Annotated in this window: 17 protein-coding genes and 1 pseudogene; 5 read left to right on the top strand and 13 right to left on the bottom strand. The window is 72.0% G+C overall.

The window, feature by feature from the left end; translation table 11 throughout:
* The first annotated feature begins 421 nt into the window (after positions 1-421).
* On the top strand, positions 422-1,114 hold the full coding sequence (locus AC0665_RS28765; protein ID WP_478607712.1) for a hypothetical protein: 693 nt from the start codon (positions 422-424) through the stop codon (positions 1,112-1,114).
* Between the two features lie 43 nt (positions 1,115-1,157).
* Here AC0665_RS28765 and AC0665_RS28760 read toward each other — a convergent pair whose 3' ends face one another.
* The 4 genes from AC0665_RS28760 to AC0665_RS28745 form a co-directional block, all read right to left on the bottom strand.
* Positions 1,158-1,760 (bottom strand): DinB family protein, encoded by a 603-nt coding sequence (locus tag AC0665_RS28760; protein ID WP_478607709.1) that lies wholly within the window; start codon positions 1,758-1,760, stop codon positions 1,158-1,160.
* Positions 1,761-1,831: 71 nt separating this feature from the next.
* Entirely contained in the window at positions 1,832-2,791 is a 960-nt protein-coding gene (locus AC0665_RS28755; RefSeq protein ID WP_468636230.1) for an EamA family transporter, read from the bottom strand.
* Positions 2,792-2,952: 161 nt separating this feature from the next.
* Positions 2,953-4,089, bottom strand: a complete 1,137-nt coding sequence (locus tag AC0665_RS28750) for a lipid II:glycine glycyltransferase FemX (protein ID WP_478706064.1) — start codon at positions 4,087-4,089, stop codon at positions 2,953-2,955.
* Between the two features lie 121 nt (positions 4,090-4,210).
* Positions 4,211-7,111: an FAD-binding and (Fe-S)-binding domain-containing protein gene (locus AC0665_RS28745; RefSeq protein ID WP_478706063.1), complete on the bottom strand. Its 2,901-nt coding sequence runs from the start codon at positions 7,109-7,111 to the stop codon at positions 4,211-4,213.
* Positions 7,112-7,186: 75 nt separating this feature from the next.
* Between AC0665_RS28745 and serC the strand changes: the two genes are divergently transcribed.
* The gene (gene serC / locus AC0665_RS28740) at positions 7,187-8,305 is read left to right on the top strand and encodes a phosphoserine transaminase (protein ID WP_363119801.1); all 1,119 of its coding nucleotides are present in this window, start codon (positions 7,187-7,189) and stop codon (positions 8,303-8,305) included.
* A gap of 63 nt (positions 8,306-8,368) precedes the next feature.
* Here the strand turns inward: serC and AC0665_RS28735 are convergent, their stop codons facing one another.
* The 5 genes from AC0665_RS28735 to AC0665_RS28715 form a co-directional block, all read right to left on the bottom strand.
* Positions 8,369-9,034 (bottom strand): formylglycine-generating enzyme family protein, encoded by a 666-nt coding sequence (locus AC0665_RS28735; protein ID WP_478706118.1) that lies wholly within the window; start codon positions 9,032-9,034, stop codon positions 8,369-8,371.
* Positions 9,035-9,145: 111 nt separating this feature from the next.
* Positions 9,146-10,750, bottom strand: coding sequence for an alpha/beta hydrolase (locus AC0665_RS28730; protein WP_478706062.1), 1,605 nt, complete (start codon positions 10,748-10,750; stop codon positions 9,146-9,148).
* Positions 10,751-11,024: 274 nt separating this feature from the next.
* Complete coding sequence (locus tag AC0665_RS28725; RefSeq protein WP_478706061.1) at positions 11,025-12,545, bottom strand: cellulase family glycosylhydrolase; 1,521 nt, start codon at positions 12,543-12,545, stop codon at positions 11,025-11,027.
* A gap of 136 nt (positions 12,546-12,681) precedes the next feature.
* Entirely contained in the window at positions 12,682-13,500 is an 819-nt protein-coding gene (locus tag AC0665_RS28720) for an ABC transporter permease (RefSeq protein ID WP_468411752.1), read from the bottom strand.
* Positions 13,497-14,456, bottom strand: a complete 960-nt coding sequence (locus AC0665_RS28715; RefSeq protein WP_478607696.1) for an ATP-binding cassette domain-containing protein — start codon at positions 14,454-14,456, stop codon at positions 13,497-13,499. Before AC0665_RS28715 ends, AC0665_RS28720 begins: the two co-directional genes overlap by 4 nt.
* Positions 14,457-14,565: 109 nt before the next feature.
* Here AC0665_RS28715 and AC0665_RS28710 point away from each other — a divergent pair, with 109 nt between their 5' ends.
* The gene (locus tag AC0665_RS28710; RefSeq protein WP_363119808.1) at positions 14,566-15,339 is read left to right on the top strand and encodes a TetR/AcrR family transcriptional regulator; all 774 of its coding nucleotides are present in this window, start codon (positions 14,566-14,568) and stop codon (positions 15,337-15,339) included.
* A 177-nt stretch (positions 15,340-15,516) separates the two neighbouring features.
* Here AC0665_RS28710 and AC0665_RS28705 read toward each other — a convergent pair whose 3' ends face one another.
* Entirely contained in the window at positions 15,517-16,500 is a 984-nt protein-coding gene (locus AC0665_RS28705) for a thiol-disulfide oxidoreductase DCC family protein (protein ID WP_478706060.1), read from the bottom strand.
* A 129-nt stretch (positions 16,501-16,629) separates the two neighbouring features.
* Here AC0665_RS28705 and AC0665_RS28700 point away from each other — a divergent pair, with 129 nt between their 5' ends.
* The gene (locus AC0665_RS28700) at positions 16,630-17,304 is read left to right on the top strand and encodes an SGNH/GDSL hydrolase family protein (protein ID WP_468636218.1); all 675 of its coding nucleotides are present in this window, start codon (positions 16,630-16,632) and stop codon (positions 17,302-17,304) included.
* A 7-nt stretch (positions 17,305-17,311) separates the two neighbouring features.
* Here AC0665_RS28700 and AC0665_RS28695 read toward each other — a convergent pair whose 3' ends face one another.
* From AC0665_RS28695 to AC0665_RS28685, 3 genes are all read right to left on the bottom strand, one after another.
* Positions 17,312-17,467: a hypothetical protein gene (locus AC0665_RS28695; protein WP_478607691.1), complete on the bottom strand. Its 156-nt coding sequence runs from the start codon at positions 17,465-17,467 to the stop codon at positions 17,312-17,314.
* A gap of 406 nt (positions 17,468-17,873) precedes the next feature.
* On the bottom strand, positions 17,874-18,863 hold the full coding sequence (locus AC0665_RS28690) for an aldo/keto reductase (RefSeq protein WP_210988890.1): 990 nt from the start codon (positions 18,861-18,863) through the stop codon (positions 17,874-17,876).
* Positions 18,864-18,919: 56 nt separating this feature from the next.
* A complete protein-coding gene (locus tag AC0665_RS28685; protein WP_478607917.1) occupies positions 18,920-19,114 on the bottom strand; it encodes a helix-turn-helix domain-containing protein in 195 nt (64 codons plus the stop codon).
* A gap of 12 nt (positions 19,115-19,126) precedes the next feature.
* Between AC0665_RS28685 and AC0665_RS28680 the strand changes: the two are divergent.
* A pseudogene (locus AC0665_RS28680) lies at positions 19,127-19,546 on the top strand (aldo/keto reductase); the annotation flags it as partial.
* Between the last annotated feature and the right edge of the window lie 32 nt (positions 19,547-19,578).

Raw genomic sequence — 19,578 nt, 5'->3', positions numbered from 1 at the left:
GCGGCGTGCTGAGGAGCATGGCAGCGAGGCCGGAAACAATCAAGCGTGCTTGCATGAAATGGTGAGGTGGCCGGAAGCGTGCTCCTCGGCGGCGGGGTCACTACACTCCGGGGCGCGCTCGTTCCATTGGTCACGCATCGGGGGAGACACGAGGATGAGCACCTGGAATCCGGGCGGGCAGCCGCCGTACGACCCGAACGGCCCACGGCCAGGGCCCCTGCCGCCCTCGCCCGGCCCGTACGCGCCGCCGGGGGGTGGGTATCCGCCGCCTGGGGGTGGTTATCCACCCCATGTGCCGCCGCCCGGGGGTGGTTATCCGCCCCATGTGCCGCACCCCTATGTGCCCCAGCCGGCGCCACCGCCCCCTGGCCCCGTCGCACGGCTGCGACGGCGGATCGGGCCCGTCCACACCGCGCGCCGGGTGTTCCGGCCGTCCCGGCCCGACCTCGTCGAGGACGCCTTCATCGCCCGCATGCAGAAGATCCGCACGCTGGTGGGACTGGCCGCGGTGGTGTGGGTGTCGGTGAGTTACAAGGTGGACAGTTCCGTGCGGGACGTCGCCGACGACCGCGTCCACCAGTCCTGGATCAACGTGCTGGTGCTGTCCGTGACCCTGCCGGTGGCGGTGGGAATCCTGCTGGCGCTGACCGCGCCGTCGGCCCGGCGGGATCTGCTGCGCCGGGCCGCGAAGCCGTTCGGGGCGATCGTTGCCCTGATCGCCGCGGTGTTCGTGTTCCCGCTGACGGTGCTGACCGGCTTCGTCGACGGACGGTTCGCCACCAACCCGGCGATGACCGTGGTCACATGGGTGATCATCGTGCTCATCCTGGTGTGGGTGCTGCCGTTCATCGCCTGGGGCATCGGCCTGGCGCTGCTGCACGTGTTCCGCACGGCCGACATCCACCAGACCATGCCGCCGCTGCTCGCCATGACGCTGGTGTGGGAGATGACGCTGATCGACCTGTTCACCGGGGCGTACGCGGGGGTGCCGGGGCCGGTGCGGGCGGTGTTCATGCTCGGGGCACCGCTGTCGGTGACCGCCGTCGGACTGTGGGAGCTGCGTCGGCTGAGGGCGCACTACGGGATCTCGGTGCGCGGGGTTGTCGTGCGGTAGAGCCCGGCGCCCGCGGCGTCACGGCCCGGTGGGCCCGGTCGGCTCAGCCGGCCTCGTCCGCCGCGCGCGCCGCCTTCTCCAGCCGGAGCCGGTGGGCCTCCCACATGGCCCGGTCGCCCGGCGGCATGCTGTCCTTGCCCGGCGTCAGACCGACCGACCCGTCGATGAGTTCGCGCACGATGTCGGCGTGACCGGCGTGACGGCTGGTGTCGGCGATCACCCGCACCAGGATGTGGTGCAGCGTGGTCTCGCGCCGCTCCTCGGGCCACCACGGGACGCGTCCGACCGCGTCCAGCGGCAGGGCCGCGATCGTGCCGTTCGCGTGCTCCCACGCCGCGCGGTACAGCCCGGCGATGTCCTCGCGGGACTCGTCCGGGGTGGCCCACATGTCGGCGTTCGGCTCGGCGTCCTCCGTGTACCACCAGGACGGCGGGTCCTGCGCGAAGAACGGCCGGCCGAAGGTGTCGCCGAAGTACCCCAGCTCCACACCGGCGGTGTGCTTGACCAGCCCCAGCAGATTGGTGCCGGTCGGTGTCAGCGGCCGGCGGATGTCGTACTCCGAGAGCCCGTCGAGCTTCCACAACAGCGCGTTCCGCGCCTCCTGGAGATAGCGCAGGAGGTCGGCTTTCGGATCCGAAGCGGTCATGCGCGCAGTCTCGCACCCGGCACTGACAACCGGGGCCCGGCGGCCCCGGGACCGCCGGGCGCGCAGGCCCGTCAGCCCTCCAGTGCCGTGCCTTCGAGCGCCGCCGCCCTCTTGCGGCCGCGGCCCACCTGGGTGCGTACCGCGCCCATGCTCGCCGCGACGACCAGGGCGATCGCGGCGGCCTCGGCGGCGCTGAGGGCCTGGTCGAGGATGAGGAAGCCGGCCGTCGCGGCGATCGCCGGTTCGAGGCTCATCAGGATCGCGAAGGTGGAGGCGGGCAGGCGGCGCAGGGCGAGGAGTTCGAGGGTGTAGGGCAGGACCGAGGAGAGCAGGGCCACCGCGGCGCCGAGGCCGAGCGTCACCGGGTCGAGCAGCTTCGTCCCCGACTCGGCGATGCCCAGGGGCAGGAACAGCACCGCGCCCACCGCCATCGCCAGGGCCAGCCCGTCCGCCTGCGGGAAGCGGCGGCCCGTACGGGCGCTGAAGACGATGTAGGCCGCCCACATGGCGCCGGCACCCAGGGCGAAGGCCGCACCGGTGGGGTCGAGGCCGCTGAAGCCGCCCCCGCCGAGGAGGAAGACACCGGCGAGGGCGAGCGCCGCCCAGACGACGTTGATCGCGCGGCGGGAGGCGAAGACCGACAGGGCGAGCGGGCCGAGCACCTCCAGCGTGACGGCGGGGCCCAGCGGGATGCGGGCGACGGCCTGGTAGAAGAGGCCGTTCATCGCGGCCATGGTGACGCCGAAGACGACGACCGTGCCCCAGTCGGCGCGCGAGTGGCCGCGCAGCCGCGGACGGCACACCAGGAGCAGCACGACCGCCGCGACCAGCAGCCGCAGCGCCACCACCCCGAGAGCACCGGCCCTCGGCATCAGCGTCACGGCCAGGGCGCCGCCGAACTGCACGGAGATCCCGCCCGCCAGCACCAGGCCCACGGGCCCCAGGGAGCCGAACCGGCCCGGGCCGGCGCCCGGCGCGGTGGCGTCGGCGGTCGCGGACGGAAGCGAGGTGGCGGTCTCCGGCGGGGTCACGGGCGGGTCCTGTACTCGAGGGGCGGTGTCCGGGTCCTGCGTGTGTGCGGTGCGTACACCCGGATGCACTTAACGTACAGCCCGATGCACTGCACAGTCCAGGGTAATGGACTCCGTCAGGTGCGTGAACCCTTTTTGCCTCTGTCTCGGGCTGTGAGACCTCAGCGGCGGGACAGGTACATGTCGAACGCCTTGTAGAGCAGGCGGTTGAGCGGGTAGTCCCACTCGCCGAGGTACTCCACCGCCTCGCCCCCGGTGCCCACCTTGAAGCGCAGCAGGCCCAGCAGATGGCTGGACTCCTCCAGGGTGTCGGTGATGCCGCGCAGGTCGTAGACGGCGGCGCCGAGTTCGTGCGCGTCGGTCATCATGCGCCACTGCACGGCGCTGCTGGCCTGGACCTCGCGGCGGCGGTCGGTGGAGGCGCCGTAGGAGTACCAGACGTGGTCGCCCACGGTCAGCATCGTGGCCGCGGCGAGCACCTCCCCGTCGTGGTAGGCGAGGTAGAGCCGCATCCGGTCCGGGTGTTCGGCGGTGAGCGCGCTCCACATGCGCTGGAAGTACGGCAGCGGGCGCGGGATGAAACGGTCCCGCTCGGCGGTCTCGCCGTACAGCTCGTGGAAGGCCGGCAGGTCCTCCAGGTCGCCGCGCACGACCTTCACCCCGGCCTTCTCCGCCTTCTTGATGTTGCGGCGCCACTGCTGGTTCAGGCCGCCGTGGATCTCCTCGAGCGACCGGCCGGCGAAGGGCACCTGGAAGACGTAGCGGGGCTGCCCCGCGGCGAAGCCGTCCTCCCCGGCGGCCCCGGACTGCCGCCAGCCCATGCGGCGCAGATTGTCCGCGACCTGCCCGGCCCGCGGTTCGTACGACGTCGCCCGCACATCGCGCAGCCGCCGGGCGGACGGGTCCGCGATGGCCGCCTTGACGGCCTCGGCGCTCCAGCGGCGCACCACGACCGGCGGCCCCATCCGCACCGCGAAGGCGCCCCGCCGCCTCAGGTGGGCGAGCATCGGCTCCAGCAGCCGTTCCAGGCCGGGCTCGTGCCAGTCCAGGAGCGGACCCTCGGGCAGATACGCGAGGTGGCGCGGCAGCCCGGGCACCCGCGGCCCGGGCAGCGGGCGCAGCAGCACCAGCCCCGCGCCGACGAGCTGCCCGCCGTCGTCGAACCAGCCGAGGCTCTCCGCCTGCCAGTCGGGCTTCACCTCGCCCCAGGCGGGGACCTGGGTGTGGCTCGCGGAGGGGCGGGCCGTGACGAACGTGAGGTGCTCGTCACGGGTGATCGGCTGGACGCGGACGCTCATGCGCGGGCTCCTTCGAGCAGCGGCCCTCGGCGGGCGGTGACTGGTCCCGCGAGCCTAGGAGCGGCCCCGTCCCTCCCCCGGCTCAGACACTCGGGTGGACCCGTGCCGTGGCCCGAACGCCTTACGCGCCGCCGGGCCGGCGGTCCTCCTCCAGCGCCTCGGCCAGCACCTCCGCCAGGTGCCTGCCCCGTACGCCCGCCAGCTGCTCCAGCTGGGTGCGGCAGGAGAAACCGTCCGCCAGCACCACCGTGCCGTCGGGGGCGTCCCGCACGGCCGGCAGGAGCTGCTCCCGCGCGCAGGCGGCGGACACCTCGTAGTGGCCCTTCTCGAAGCCGAAGTTCCCCGCCAGGCCGCAACAGCCGCCGCTCAGTTCCCCGGAGAGCAGGGCCGCCTCCCGCAGCCGGCGCTCGGCGGCGTCGCCCAGCACCGCGTGCTGGTGGCAGTGGGTCTGCCCGGCCACCGGGCGGTCCACGCGTGGCGGGGTCCAGCCGGGGGCGTGCCGCTCCAGCGTCTGCGCGAAGGTGTAGACCTTCGCGGCGAGCCGGGCCGCGCGCGGGTCGTCGTGCAGCAGCTCGGGGAGGTCCGTGCGCAGGGCGGCGGCGCAGCTCGGTTCCAGCACCACGACCGGGGCGCCGGTCTCCAGCACCGGTTCCATCAGGTCGAGGGTGCGGCGCATGACGGCCCGGGCGCGGTCCAGCTGGCCCGTCGACACGTACGTCAGCCCGCAGCAGACCCGGCCCCGGCCGCGCAGCAGGGACAGCGGGTCGAGGGCGACCGTCCTGCCGTCGCCCACGGGCGGTTTCGCCAGGTGCAGGGTGGGCGGCAGCGCCACCCGCAGCCCGGCCGCCTCCAGCACGCGCACGGCCGCCCGCCCCACGTCCGGCGAGAGGTGCTCGGTGAAGGTGTCGGGCCACAGGACGACCAGCTCGCCCTGCGCGGCGGGGCCTCGCGCGGAGGCGCCGGGTGCCCTGCGTCGCTCCCACCACCGGCTGAACGTCCGCGACGCCACCCGCGGCAGGTCCCGCTCCGGCGCGATCCCGCCCAGCCGCTTCGCCGCCCAGACCAGGGGCCGTACCCGGGCCAGCGCGTTGACCAGCCACGCCGTGCGCGTGCGGGACACCGCCCGCAGCCACACCGGCAGTCTGCCCATCACGACGTGCGCGGCCGGGCGGCGCCGCCCGGCGTAGTGGTGGTGCAGGAACTCCGCCTTGTACGTGGCCATGTCGACCCCGACCGGGCAGTCCGAGCGGCAGCCCTTGCAGGACAGGCACAGGTCGAGCGCGTCCCGGACCTCGGCCGAGCGCCAGCCGTCCGTCACCACCTCGCCCGCGAGCATCTCGTGCAGCAGCCGGGCCCGACCGCGCGTGGAGTGCTCCTCGGCGCCCGTCACCCGGAAGGAGGGGCACATGACGCCAGAGCCCGGCGCCGGCGTCGTACGGCACTTGGCCACGCCCACGCAGCGCCGCACCGCCGCCGAGAAGTCGCCGCCGTCGGAGGGGTAGCCGAAGGCCACGTCGACCGGTTCGCGGGGCAGGGCGGAGAAGCGCAGGTTCGTGTCCAGGGGCGCCGGGCGGACGAGCATCCCGGGGTTGAGCAGGTCGTCCGGGTCCCACACCCCCTTCACCCGCTCGAACAGGCCCACCATCTCGTCCCCGTACATCCGCGGCAGCAGCTCGGCACGCGCCTGCCCGTCGCCGTGCTCCCCGGACAGCGACCCGCCGTGCGCCACCACCAGGTCGGCGAGCTCCTGCGAGAAGCGGCGGAAACGGGCGATCCCGGGCGGTGTCAGCAGGTCGAAGTCGATCCGGACGTGGATGCAGCCGTCCCCGAAGTGCCCGTACGGCGCGCCGCGCAGCCCGTGCGCCGCCATCAGAGCCCGGAAGTCCCGCAGATACGCCCCGAGCCGGGCGGGCGGCACCGCGCAGTCCTCCCAGCCCGGCCACGCCTCGGTCCCGTCCGGCATGCGCGTCGCCGTACCGCTCGCGTCCTCCCGGATCCGCCACAGCGCACGCTGCCCGGCCGGGTCGGTGACCACGAGCGCGTCCACCACGTCGGCCGCCCGCACGATCGCCTCCGCACGCGCGCGTGCCTCGGCCGCCGACTCCCCGCCGGTCTCCACGAACAGCCAGGCCCCGCCCCGCGGCAGCCCGGCCGCGGACGGCACCAGGTCCGCCGCCATCCCCTCCACGGTCAGCGGCCGGAGCGGCAGCAGACCGGCGGCGGCCTCCGCCGCCGCGCCCTCGTCGGCGTACCCCAGCACGGCGAGCGCCCGCGCGGGGGGCGCCTCGACCAGGCGTACGACCGCCTCCGTCAGCACACCGAGGGTGCCCTCGGAGCCGCAGAAGGAGCGGGCCACATCGGCGCCCCGCTCGGGCAGCAGGGCGTCCAGCGCGTAGCCGGAGATGCGGCGGGGCAGTTCCGGGAACCCGGTGCGCAGGCGCGCCAGTTCCCCCTCGGCCAGGGCCCGCAGCCCGTCCGGCGCCCCGGCCCAGTCCCGGCCGAGCCGCAGGCGCTCCCCGCGGGCGGTGACGACGTCCAGCTCCCGCACACTGTCCGCCGTGGTCCCCCACGCCACCGAGTGGGAGCCGCACGAGTTGTTGCCGATCATACCGCCGAGCGTGCACCGGCTGTGCGTGGACGGATCCGGCCCGAACCGCAGCCCGTGCGGGGCGGCGGCCTCCTGGAGCCGGTCGAGCACCAGTCCCGGCTGCACCACGGCCGTCCGCTCCCCGGGATCCAGGGCGACCAGCCGGTTCATGTGCCGGGTGAAGTCCAGGACGACACCGGTGCCGGTGGCCTGGCCGGCGATGGACGTGCCCCCGCCGCGGGCGACGACCGGAACGCCGTGCTCCCGGCACACCGCGAGGACGGCTGCCACGTCGTCGGCGTCGACGGGGGCGACGACCCCCCGAGGTACGCGCCGGTAGTTGGACGCGTCCATCGTGACCAGCGCACGGGAGGTGACGTCGAACCCCACCTCGCCGTGGACGGCCCCCCGCAGCCCTGCTTCGAGATTCCCCATGTCCCCCACTCAACACCGTCTCACCCGACGGACGACGTTTCGCCCGCGTTTCCGTAAACGGCTACGCTCGCCTGCGTGGCTGAGATCCGGATTCCCTCTGACATCAAGCCCGCGGACGGACGTTTCGGCGCGGGTCCCTCCAAGGTGCGGACGGAGGCGCTGGACGCCCTCGCCGCGACCGGCACCTCTCTGCTGGGCACCTCACACCGCCAGGCCCCCGTCAAGAACCTGGTCGGCCAGGTGCGCGAAGGCATCAGCGAGCTGTTCCAGCTGCCCGACGGCTACGAGGTCGTCCTCGGCAACGGCGGCTCGACGGCGTTCTGGGACGTCGCGACGCACGGCCTGATCGAGAACAGGTCGCAGCACCTCAGCTTCGGCGAGTTCTCCTCCAAGTTCGCCAAGGCCGCCAAGCTCGCACCCTGGCTGGCCGAGCCGGACGTCATCTCCGCCGACCCGGGCACCCACCCCGAGGCGGTCGCCGAGGCGGGTGTGGACGTCTACGCGTTCACCCACAACGAGACCTCGACCGGTGTCGCCATGCCGATCAAGCGCGTGGCCGGTGCCGACGAGGGCGCGCTGGTCCTGGTCGACGCCACCTCCGGCGCCGGCGGCCTGCCGGTGGACGTCTCCGAGACCGACGTCTACTACTTCGCCCCGCAGAAGTCCTTCGCCTCCGACGGCGGCCTGTGGATCGGCGTCTTCTCCCCGGCCGCCATCGAGCGCGCCGAGCGGATCCACGCCTCCGGCCGCCACGTGCCGGAGTTCTTCTCGCTGCCGACGGCCATCGACAACTCCCGCAAGAACCAGACGTACAACACCCCGGCCCTCGCCACCCTCTTCCTGCTGAACCAGCAGCTGGAGTGGATCAACGGCCAGGGCGGCCTGGACTGGGCGGTCCGGCGCACGGCGACCTCCGCCCGCACGCTGTACGGCTGGGCCGAGGACATCAAGTACGCCAACCCGTTCGTCACCGACCCGGCCAAGCGCTCGCAGGTCATCGGCACGATCGACTTCACGGACGAGGTCGACGCCGCCGCCGTCGCCAAGGTGCTGCGCGCCAACGGCATCGTCGACACCGAGCCGTACCGCAAGCTGGGCCGCAACCAGCTGCGGGTGGCGATGTTCCCGGCGATCGACCCGGCGGACATCGAGGCGCTCACCAAGTGCGTCGACTACGTGATCGAGAAGCTCTGACCTTCCCGCACACGACCTGAGTGCCGAGGGCGTCCCGCACGAGCGGGGCGCCCTCGGCCGTGCTCAGCCCCGTTCGGGCCCGGGCGGGGCCGAGCGCGCCACGCGGAACCCCACGTCGTCGATCCGGAAGGTCGGGTGGCTCCGGCGGCGCACCGAGGCGCGGCAGCTCCAGTGCTCGTCGGACCAGCCGCCGCCCCGCAGCACCCGGTAGGAGCCGTAGACGTCGGCGTCGTAGAGGTCCCAGCACCAGTCCCAGACGTTGCCCAGCATGTCGTACAGGCCCCAGGCGTTGGGCTTCCTGCCGCCCACCGGGTGGATGCCGCCGCCGGAGTTGGCCCGGTACCAGGCGATGTCGTCGAGCGGGCCGTAGCGGGGGCCGGTGGTGCCGGCGCGGCAGGCGTGTTCCCACTCGGCCTCGGTCGGCAGCCGGTATCCGTCGGCGGTGGTGTCCCAGTCGGCGGTCTCGGCACCGGGCCGGAGCGTGTAGGCGGGGGTCAGGCCCTCGCGCCGGGACAGTTCGTCGCAGAAGCGGACGGCGTCCCACCAGGACACGCCCTCGACGGGCAGCCGGTCGCCGCGGACCGCGCTCGGGCGTTCGCCGGTGACCTCGGCGTACCACGCCTGGGTGACCGGGAACGCCGACAACCGGAACGACCGGACCTCCACCGCCCAACTGCGCTCGGTCCGCCGGTCGGACAGCGTGACGCGCCCCGCCGGGACGGTCACCATCTCGTCGTCCGCGCCCTCGCCCTCGCCCATGACCGGACACCTTAGGGGGCGCCCGGCGAGTGTCGCCCGGCGCCCCCGTTCGGTCACGTCAGACCTGGGTCACTGACGCGCTCAGCGTCCGAACCCCAGGACTCCGCGCAGGCTGTCACCGATCGCCGCGACGGCCGGCTGGACCGCACTCGGCGCCTGCTGCGCCGCCGGCTGCGGCTTCGGGTCGGGGGTCTTCTTGCACACCGCGTCGGCCACGCCGTTGCCGTGCGGGACCTTGCCGTTGGTCAGGTACGTCGCGAGGTGCTTGTCGAGGCAGGCGTTCCCGCTCAGCGTGATGCCGTGGTTGCCGCCTCCCTGCTCGACGACCAGGCTGGACTTCTTCAGCAGCCGGTGCATGGTCACACCGCCCTGGTAGGGCGTGGCCGCGTCGTCCGTCGCCTGGAACAGCAGCACCGGCGGGAGCTTGGTGTTGCTGACGTTCACGGGCTTCAGCGACTTCGTCGGCCAGAACGCGCAGGGCGCGTTGTACCAGGCGTTGTTCCAGGCCATGAACGGAGCCTTCTCGTACACCGCCCAGTTGTCCTTGCGCCACTGCTTCCAGTCGCGCGGCCAGGACGCGTCACGGCACTGCACGGCGGTGTAGACGCTGTAGCCGTTGTCGCCGGAGGCGTCGATGGCGGCGATGCTGTCGTAGGCCTTGACCAGCGCCGCGGTGTCGTGGTCGTTGACGTAGGCGGCGAACGTCTGGGCGAGCGTGGGCCAGTAGGCGTTGTTGTAGCCGCCGGGTATGAAGATGTCCTCCAGCTCGGAGGCGCCCACCTTGCCGCCGGCCGGCTTCTTGGCCAGGGCCGACCGCATGGCGTACCACTTGGCCTCGATCTTCTTCGGGTCGGTGCCGAGCTTGTAGGTGCCGTTGTACTTGGCCACCCACGCCGTGAACGCCTTGTGACGCTTGTCGAAGGCGTAGTCCTGCTGGATGTTGTCGTCGTACCAGACACCGGTCGGGTCGACGATCGAGTCCAGCACCAGGCGCCGCACCCGCTCGGGGAACAGCTTGGCGTAGACGGCGCCGAGGTACGTGCCGTACGAGTAACCGAAGTAGTTGATCTTCGACGCGCCGAGGGCCTTGCGGATCGAGTCCATGTCCTTCACGGCACTGACCGTGTCGATGTAGGGCAGGACGTCCGCGTACTTCGTGCCGCAGGCCTTGGCGAAGGCCTTGGCGCGCGCGACGTTGGCCTTCTCCAGCGCCGGTGTGCTCGGCACGGAGTCGGGGCGCACGGGGTCGAAGTGGCCCGGCTTGCAGTCCAGGGCGGGCTGGCTCTGACCCACTCCGCGCGGGTCGAAGCCGATGACGTCGTACTGGGCGGCGACCGCCTCGGGCAGGGAGGACGCGACGAATTCGGCCAGGGACAGGCCGCTGCCACCGGGGCCGCCGGGGTTGACCAGCAGCGGGCCCTGGGACTTCGACGCGGTGTGCGGCACGCGGGAGAGGGCCAGCTTGATCTGCTTCCCTCGCGGCTTCGCGTAGTCGAGCGGCACCTTCACCGACGCGCACTGGAGCGTCGGGGTGTCGTCCGTCCCGCACTTCTTCCAGGTGATCTTCGCGGCGGCGGTCGCCACCGGGGCGGTGTGCGCGGACTGCGACGCGCTGGCGGGGACGGCGGTGAGTGTCCCGGCCAGAACGACGGTCGCGCCGCACAGTACGGCTGCGCTTCTTCTCATGGAGTTCTCTCGCAACGGTGAGGGGGGTCAGGCCCGCGAGTTGACACGGGCCGTGCCGCATCGTTGCGGATGAGCGCAGCACTCATGTACGGATTCGACAGAGACTTGACCGAATCGAGTCACAGCCGGCCCTTAAGAACCCCTCAGTATGCGGATTTTCTGGCAATTCCGGACAGCCGGACCGGCGTGCCTGACCGGTCGCGGAGGTCCGGTCGGGCGGGCCGGGCGGCGGGCGCCCGGCGGAACACCGGGCGCCCGCCGCCTCACCCTCCGCTCATGTCGCCGTGCAACTCACACTCGGCACGGCCCCGCCCCCGGGCGCACCGCCCAGACCGAAGCTCGCCGAACCGCCCACCGGCACAGTCCCGTTGTGCGCCGCGTTCACCGCCGTGACCGTCGCCCCGCTCTGGGTGTGGGACGCGTTCCACATGCTCGTGACCTTCTGCGACCCGCTCCACGTCCAGGTGACCTTCCAGGACTTCAGCGCGAGCGTGCCCGTGTTGGTCACCTTCACCTCGGCGTTGAAGCCTCCGCCCCAGTCGCTGCTGACGGTGTAGGCGGCGGAGCAGGTGGGTGTGGAGCCACCGGGGCCGCCGGGACCGCCCGGGCCGGGGCCGGGCGTGCCGGAGTCGAAGGCGGGGGCTTTGACGGACGCCAGGTACGCGTCCTTCGCCGTGTCGACCGTCTGCCAGTCGTCCTTCAGGATGCCGCCGGTGTCACCGGAGTTGGGGTTCCAGCTCCAGAACGTCCAGTGGAAGCTGTCGGCGCCGTACGCGGACGTCGAGCGCAGGTACTTCACCAGTTCGGACAGCCACTTCTGGTCCACCGCCGGCTGGAGGGTCGTACCGAACTCGCCGAGCCACACCGGGGCGATGTTCTGCTTGAAGATGTACCCCCAGTACTTGTCCCAGATCCCGGGCATGTTGGCCGGGAAGGACGGGTCGGAGAACCACGACTGCTGCGCCACCGACGTGGCGTAGTCGTGCGCCGAGTACACCAGCCGGTTCGGCACGTCCAGTTGGACCGGGTACTGGGCCACGCCCATGAGGTTGCCGCCCCACCAGCCGTTCGTGCCGTTGTGCGACTGCACGCCCTCGACCATGATCAGCAGCTCGGGGTTGACCGACAGCACCGCGTTGCCCGCGCGCTGGGCGGCCAGGCGCCAGTCCCGGGCGGTGTCGCCGCAGCCCCAGCAGGCGGGGTCGTGGGGCTCGTTGTGCAGGTCGATGCCGACCACGGTGGAGTTGCCCTTGTACCGCGCCGCCAGGGCCTTGAGGTTGGCGATCCAGGTCGACTCGGGGACCGAGGACGTGTACCAGAGGGCCGACTGGCCCGCCGCGTCCGGACGGTGCCGGTCCAGGACGATCTTGAGGCCGGACTGACCGGCGTAGGCCACGATCTTGTCCAGGACCTGGAGGGACGTCAGGCCGCGCAGGTCCGCGTTCTTGCCGTCGGTGTTGATGCTGTCCGGCATGGTGCCGGGCTTGAGGATGTCGTCGCTGTAGGGCATGCGGATGGTGTTGTAACCCAGCGACTTCATCTGGTCGATCATGCTCTTGTAGTCGCGGGCCCACAGGCCGTGGACGACGTGGATGTCGGTCTCGAAGCCGAACCAGTTGACGCCGGCGATCCGGACGGGCTGCCCGGACGCGTCCAGGATCTGCCGGCCGCTGGTGTGCCAGTACCCGCCACCGGCGGCCTCGGCGGAGACATCGGCGCGCGCCGACTGCACACCCGCCAGCGGTAACAGGAGCGCCGCGGCAACACACAGCGCTCTGCGCAGAGTGCGGAACATGTGGCTGCTTCCTCTCGGGGGAGGCACGGCGCCCGGAACAGGCTGGGAGCGCTCCCATCACGCCGTGCACCTCCCAGAGAACTGACGCAACATGAGCACGTCAAGACTCTGGAAGGTGTTGCCGCCGCCGGGACCGCTAACGGCTCAGCTTCTTGAACCGCCGTACCGCCAGCGGCAGGAAGATCACCGTGAGGATCACCGGCCACACCCCGGCCATCAGCAGCGCGTGCTGCTCGACCCACGAGTCGCCGGTGACCGGCGTGCCGAACAGCTCCCGGGTGGCCGCCGCCGTGGAGGAGATCGGGTTCCAGACCGCCACCCAGCCCAGCCAGTCGGGCATGAGCTGCGGCGCGACGAAGATGCTGGAGATCATCGTGAAGGGGAAGGCGACCGCGAAGAGGCCGCCCGCCGCCTCGGGGTTGGGCACGAGCAGGCCGAGCCACACCCCGATCCAGATCAGCGAGAAGCGCAGCCACAGCAGCAGCCCGAACGCGCCGAGGAAGCCCGGGCCGCCGTCCGGCCGCCAGCCCATGGCGAGCGCGGTCAGCATCATGATCGCCAACTCGGCGCAGGCGACGATGATGTCGGTGACCCCCCGCCCCGCCACCACGGCGGAGGAGGCCATCGGCATCGAGCGGAAGCGGTCGATGACGCCTTTGGTGGAGTCGTAGACCACCACGGTCGCCGTGTTGATGAAGCCGAACGCCATGGTCATCGCGAACATGCCCGGCATCAGGAAGTCGTTGTAGTCCCCGCCGCCCGGAACCTTCATCGCGCTGCCGAACACATAGCCGTAGAGCAGCACGGACAGGATCGGGAAACCGAGCTGCCAGGCGATGTTGACCGGCTGGCGCTGGTAGTGGGTCAGGCCGCGGCGGACGATGTTCCAGCAGTCGGCGAGCAGCCAGTACAGACCGCTCCGGGTGCTCGGTGTGCTCAGGTCGACGGTGCTCACGCCGCTGCCTCCTTCTCGGTGCGGTGCCCGGTCAGGCGCAGGAACACGTCGTCGAGGCTCGGCCTGCGCAGCCCGATGTCCTCGACACGGACGCCCTCGTCCTGGAGGGTCCGCGCGACCTCGGTGAGGGCCGTGACCCGGTCGGTGACCGGGGCGTGCACCCGCAGCTCGGTCTCGTCCGACTCCGGTTCGCCGTCCGCGACCCGGGCGACCACCTTCGCCACCCGGCCCATCTCGGACCGTTCGGCGACCACGACCTCGATCCGGTCGCCGCCGACCAGGTTCTTCAGACCGTCCGGGGTGTCGTCGGCGATCGCCCGCCCCTGGTCGATGACGGTGATGTGCGAGGCCAGCTTGTCGGCCTCCTCCAGGTACTGCGTGGTCAGCAGCACGGTCGTGCCGTCGGCCACCAACGCCCGTACGGAATCCCAGACTTCGCCCCGGCTGCGGGGGTCGAGACCGGTCGTCGGCTCGTCGAGGAAGAGGACGGCCGGTGCGAGGATCATCGAGGCGGCGAGGTCGAGGCGGCGCCGCATGCCGCCGCTGTACTTGCCCACGCCCCGGTCGGCCGCGTCGGTCAGGTCGAACTGCTCCAGCAGTTCGGTCGCCCGCAGCCGGGCCCGCCTGCCGCCCAGGTGGAACAGGCGGCCGAACATCTCCAGGTTCTGCCGGCCGGTGAGCACCTCGTCGACCGCCGCGTACTGGCCGGTCAGCCCGATACGGGCCCGCACCTCACGCGCCTGCCGGGTGACGTCCAGCCCCGCGACCGTCGCGCTGCCCCCGTCCAGCCGGATCAGCGTGGACAGGATGCGGACGGCGGTGGTCTTGCCCGCCCCGTTCGGCCCGAGCAGACCGTGCACCGTGCCCTCGCGCACGGCCAGGTCGAAGCCGTCCAGAGCGCGCTTCTCGCCGTACCGCTTCTCCAGGGCCTCGGCCCGCACCGCGTATCCCTCCATGCCGCCCCCTCCTGTGCGCCCGGGCCCCGCCGGCACCGAACTGAGTACAGCGTACCCGATTACGCGTACGCCGTACCCAGTTTTTCGGCGGCCACTTAAGCTGGACACCATGACGAGCGGCACGAGTGGCACGGGCGGTACGGAGACCAGCGGCAGCGGCGACATCGCCCGCACCCTCGAACTGCTGTGGGACACCGGCCACCGACCCAGCCGGGGCCCCAAACCGACCCTGACGCTGGACCGGATCGTGGAAGCGGCCATCCGGGTGGCGGACACCGAGGGCCTGGAGGGCCTCTCCATGCGCCGCGTCGCGGCGGAGCTCGGCACCGGGACCATGTCGCTGTACCGGTACGTGCCGGGCAAGGGCGAGCTGCTCGATCTCATGCTGGACCGGGTGCAGCGCCCCTCCGAGAACCCGGCCGCCCTGGGCGACGGCGGCTGGCGGGCCGCCCTGGAGGCCCTGGCCCGTGCCACGCTCGCCCTCTACCAGCGCCACCCCTGGCTGCTCCAGGTCAACCAGTCCCGGCCGATCCTCGGCCCCAGCGCCCTCGACGGCATGGAGAAGGTGCTGACCCTGATCCGCCCGATGGGACTGAGCGACCCCGAACTGGTCTCGGCGATCATCATGATCGACGGGTATGTGGTCGGGGCCGCGCGCACGCGGCTGTACCAGATCGAAGCCGAACGCCGGACGGGCCTGACCGACGCCGAGTTCTGGCAGGCACAGGTGCCGGCCCTGGAGAAGGCCATGGCCACGGGCCGCTACCCGGTGATGGCGTCCCTCTCCGAGGACGCCTTCAACTCGGAGTTCGACCACTTCGAGTTCGGGTTGCAGCGGATGCTGGACGGCTTGGAGGTACTGGTGGCGGAGCGCACGGCCTAGGGGTGCGGGGCCGTCACGGCCAAGCCGGGCGTCGGGCCCGGTTACGGCACCGAGCCGGGCGAGGCCGGCCAGGATGTCGGTGCAGGTGCAGTACCCTCGTCCCCCGCAGCCCCAGTACCGCCGGCAGTGCCACGCCCGCGGCGATCGCCCCACCCAGGCAGCAGCCGCCCGGCCCGGCTACCCCCGTCGCCGCCTCATCCCCCGCAGCCCCAGTACCGCCAGCAGTGCCACGCCCGCGGCGATCGCCCCCGTCTTCAGGTTGCCGCTCAGGCCTTCGCCGCCGTCCTCGGACGTGGCCGGACCGCCGCTGCCCGAGGAGGAGTCGGACGTTCCGGCCCCGGGGGCGTCCTGCGGCTCCACGGGGCTGTCCGCGCCCTCGGCGCCGTACATGAGCTTCTTGCCGTCGGCGGTGTACGTGACGGACTCGCCCTGGCCGAGGAACGGCACTCCCAGCCGCTCCTTCCGCTTGATCTTCCCGCCGTTCCAGTCGTACGCGATCGCCCCGAAGTAGCTGCGCACGACGAGGTGTTCGCCGTCCGGGGAGAGCGCGGCGTCGGTGGCCTCCAGGTCGGGGACGGCCGCGACGGGGCGGAAGACGTTCGGCCCGGAGGGCGAGAGCCGGGCCGGGCCCTCGTACAGGTGGCCGCCCTTCTCGTTCTTGTCGACGATGTAGACACGGCCGGTCTTCGGGTGCACGACGAGGGACTCGGCGTTCCGCGCACCGTCGGAGTACTTCACGACGTACTGCGTGGCCTTGATCGTCTGGTCGCGCAGCTTCTTCGGCTCGGGCAGCCGGTAGATCCAGACGTACGGCCAGGTGCCACCGAGGTTGTCGCCGATGTCGCCGACGTAGATCTGGTCGTCCGGGCCGATGGAGATGGCCTCGACGTCGCGGGGGCTGCCCACGCCGGACATGGTGATCGTGGCGACCGTCTCGCCGGTCGAGCCGTCGACGGCGTACAAGTACGCCCCGTCGTCGCTGTCGTTGTGCGTCCAGTAGATGCCGGGGTGCTGCCGCGAGGCCGCCAGACCGCTGGACTCCGTGATGCGCGGGTCCTTGATCGTGAACTTCCCGTCGCCGTCGCCGTCGGCGGCGGAGGCGGGCACGGCGAGGGCGCCCGTGAGGAGGGCCGCGGCGAGGAGGGCGAACGGTCTGCGCATGCCCCAAGCCTGCCATCCCGCTCGGCGGTTCAACGGCGGTTCACCGCGCTGAGGATCATCGAGGGACCGGCCACCGGGCGTGGTCCGACTCACACCCCGCCGGACGGGCTGATCGTCCATGATGAGCGGATGCTCAGGTTCATGCCCGTCGGTGACTCCATGACGATCGGAAGCACGGGCGAACACACATGGCGCTACCGGCTGTGGCAGCACCTGTGCCGTTCCCACGACGGTCCCTTCACCTTCGTCGGCCCGCGCGAGACGCTCTACGACAAGGCCGCCGACGCCCCGGTGTCGTACGCCTACGCCGAACCGGACTTCCCGCGCGCCCACTTGGCCGGCTGGGGCGAGGGCTGGCAGCACATGGCGCCGCTGATCGGCGACGCGGTGCGCTCCTGCCGGGCGGATGTGCTCCTGGTCTCCCTCGGCCTGATCGACCTGGGCTTCTACACCAACGCCGAGCAGACCGCCGAGAACGTCCGGGCCTTCGTGGCCGGGGCGCGGGCGGCGAACCGGCGGGTGGGCATGGTGTGGCTGCCGGTCACCCCGAACGTGCGCGCCCAGTCGGACGCGGCCTTCGCCACCGAGGTCACCCGCTTCAACGAACTGCTCGCCAAGACGGCCGCTGACCTCGACGAGCCCGGCTCCCCCGTCCTCCTGGCCTCGCCCCCGCCGTCGTACGACATCGCCGCCGACACCTACGACGGCACCCACCCCAACGCGGACGGCGAACACAAGATCGCGGCGGCCTTCGCCGAGGCGATGCACCAGGGCTGGGCCCTGGCCGGCCCGTACGAGGGGTAGCCGCCCCTCAGAACCCCACGTCGGCCGGCCGGTAGGTCGGCGCCCTGCGCACCCCGCTCGCCTGCTCGTACGCGTACGCCAGCCGCAGCAGCGTCGGCTCGCTCCACGCCGTCCCCATGAACGTCAGGCCCACCGGCAGGCCGAAGGCGAAGCCCGCCGGCACGGTGATCAGCGGGTAGCCCGCGAGGGCGGCCGGGGTGGAGGAGCGCCGCCGTGGGCGTCGCCGCGGATCAGGTCGATCTTGGCCGGGGGCCCGGAGGTCGGCCGTGTCTCTTCGCTGAGGCTGTCACCCGGTTCGGGCCGGAGGACCGCCCCCTCAACCGGCCTGGGCAGGCCCGGGTTCCGGGTGCGGTACGGCCGTGGGGAAAACGTGGGGAAAGCCCGCTCGACGAGACGGGTGCTTGCCTGGAGCGCACTCGCCAACCGGCGATTTTGACGCCAGGTTCCGCAGCAGCGCATCGCTGACGCTCACCGCTCCTGCGGACCCCGAGTGGAAACGACGACGCCGCCGCCTCCCACTCGCCTGGAACGCAAGCAGAAGGCGACGACTCCGACACAGACCCGCTACCTCACCATGCGAAGGCTTCGGGAGACGGTCCGGGACCGGGGAAGATCTCGTCCAGAGACGTCAGCAGTTCCTCACTCAGCTCCAACTGTAGGGCGCGCAGCGCCGAGTCCAGCTGCTCCTGCGTGCGAGGGCCGACGATCGGGCCGGTGACGCCGGGGCGGGTCAGCAGCCAGGCCAGTGCCGCCTCACCGGGCTCGAGGCCGTGCTTGTCGAGGAGGTTCTCGTACGCCTGGATCTGCTCGCGTGTCTTGGTGTCCTTGAGCGCGTCGGCAGCGCGCCCGCTCGCCCGGCGCCCCTGTGTGGCCTCCTTCTTGAGGACGCCGCCGAGCAGTCCTCCGTGCAGCGGAGACCAGGGGATGACACCGAGGCCGTAGTCCTGCGCGGCCGGGATGACCTCCATCTCGGCGCGGCGCTCAGCGAGGTTGTAGAGGCACTGCTCGCTGACCAGGCCCATGCGGCCGCGCCGGGCGGCGGTCTCGTTTGCCTGGGCGATCTTGTAGCCGGGGAAGTTGGACGACCCCGCGTACAGGATCTTGCCCTGCTGGACCAGGACGTCGATCGCCTGCCAGATCTCCTCGAACGGGGTCGACCGGTCGATGTGATGGAACTGGTAGATGTCGATGTAGTCGGTCTGCAGCCGCTTGAGGGAGGCGTCGACGGCCCGTCGGATGTTCACCGCGGAGAGCTTGTCGTGGTTGGGCCAGACGTCCCCGTCGCCCGCCATGTTCCCGTACACCTTGGTGGCGAGGACGACCTTGTCCCGCCGCCCGCCACCCTGGGCGAACCAGGTTCCGATGATCTCCTCGGTGCGGCCCTTGTTCTCACCCCACCCATAGACGTTGGCCGTATCCAGAAAGTTCAGACCCGCGTCGAGAGCGGCGTCCATGATGCCGTGGCTGGTTGATTCGTCGGTCTGCGGACCGAAGTTCATCGTGCCGAGAACGAGTCGGCTGACCTTGAGTCCCGTGCGTCCGAGCTGGGTGTACTTCATGGGCCACAAGCCAACTGCTTCGAGTCCGCTCCAGGCAAGGGCATCAGGTTCCGCCGTCAGGAGTCGTCTCCGAGGTGCCGGTACAGCGTGGCCCGGGAGACGCCCAGAGCCTTGGCGATGGCGCTGACGCTCTCTCCCTTCGCCTTCCTCGCGCGGGCCACGGTCAGCACGTCCTCGTTAACGGCGGACGGCCGTCCGCCGGTACGCCCCTGCGCCTTGGCTGCGTCGAGTCCGGCGCGGGTGCGCTCCATGACGAGGCTGCGCTCGCCGAGCGGCGCGCGGAGATGGAGGTCGTCCCGGCCGCGCAGGAGTACGGCCTCGGCGTGATCCCGTGGTCGCCGCTGCACGGCGGTCTGCTGGGCGGTGTCCTCAAGAAGGAGGTCGAGGGCAGGCGCCGCGCCTCCGGCCGCGCGGCCGACGCGCTGGGCGACCCCGCCACCCGGGCGCAGATCCAGTCCTACGAGGACCTGCTCGACAAGCACGGCATCGAGCCCGGCGAGGCCACCCTGGCCTGGCTGCTCACCCGCCCCGGCGTGACCGGCCCGATCGTCGGCCCGCGCACCGCCGAGCAGCTCGCCTCCGCGGTCCGCGCGTCGGAGCTGGAGCTGTCCGAGGAGCTCCTGACCGGCCTGGACGAGATCTTCCCGGGCCCGGGCCCGAGCCCGGAGGCCTTCGCCTGGTAGGTCGCCTCTCAGGGGCGCGGGGAACTGCGCGA

The sequence above is a fragment of the Streptomyces sp. NPDC043685 genome, assembly GCF_056436585.1.
This window is presented reverse-complemented; position numbering and strand designations above follow the sequence as displayed.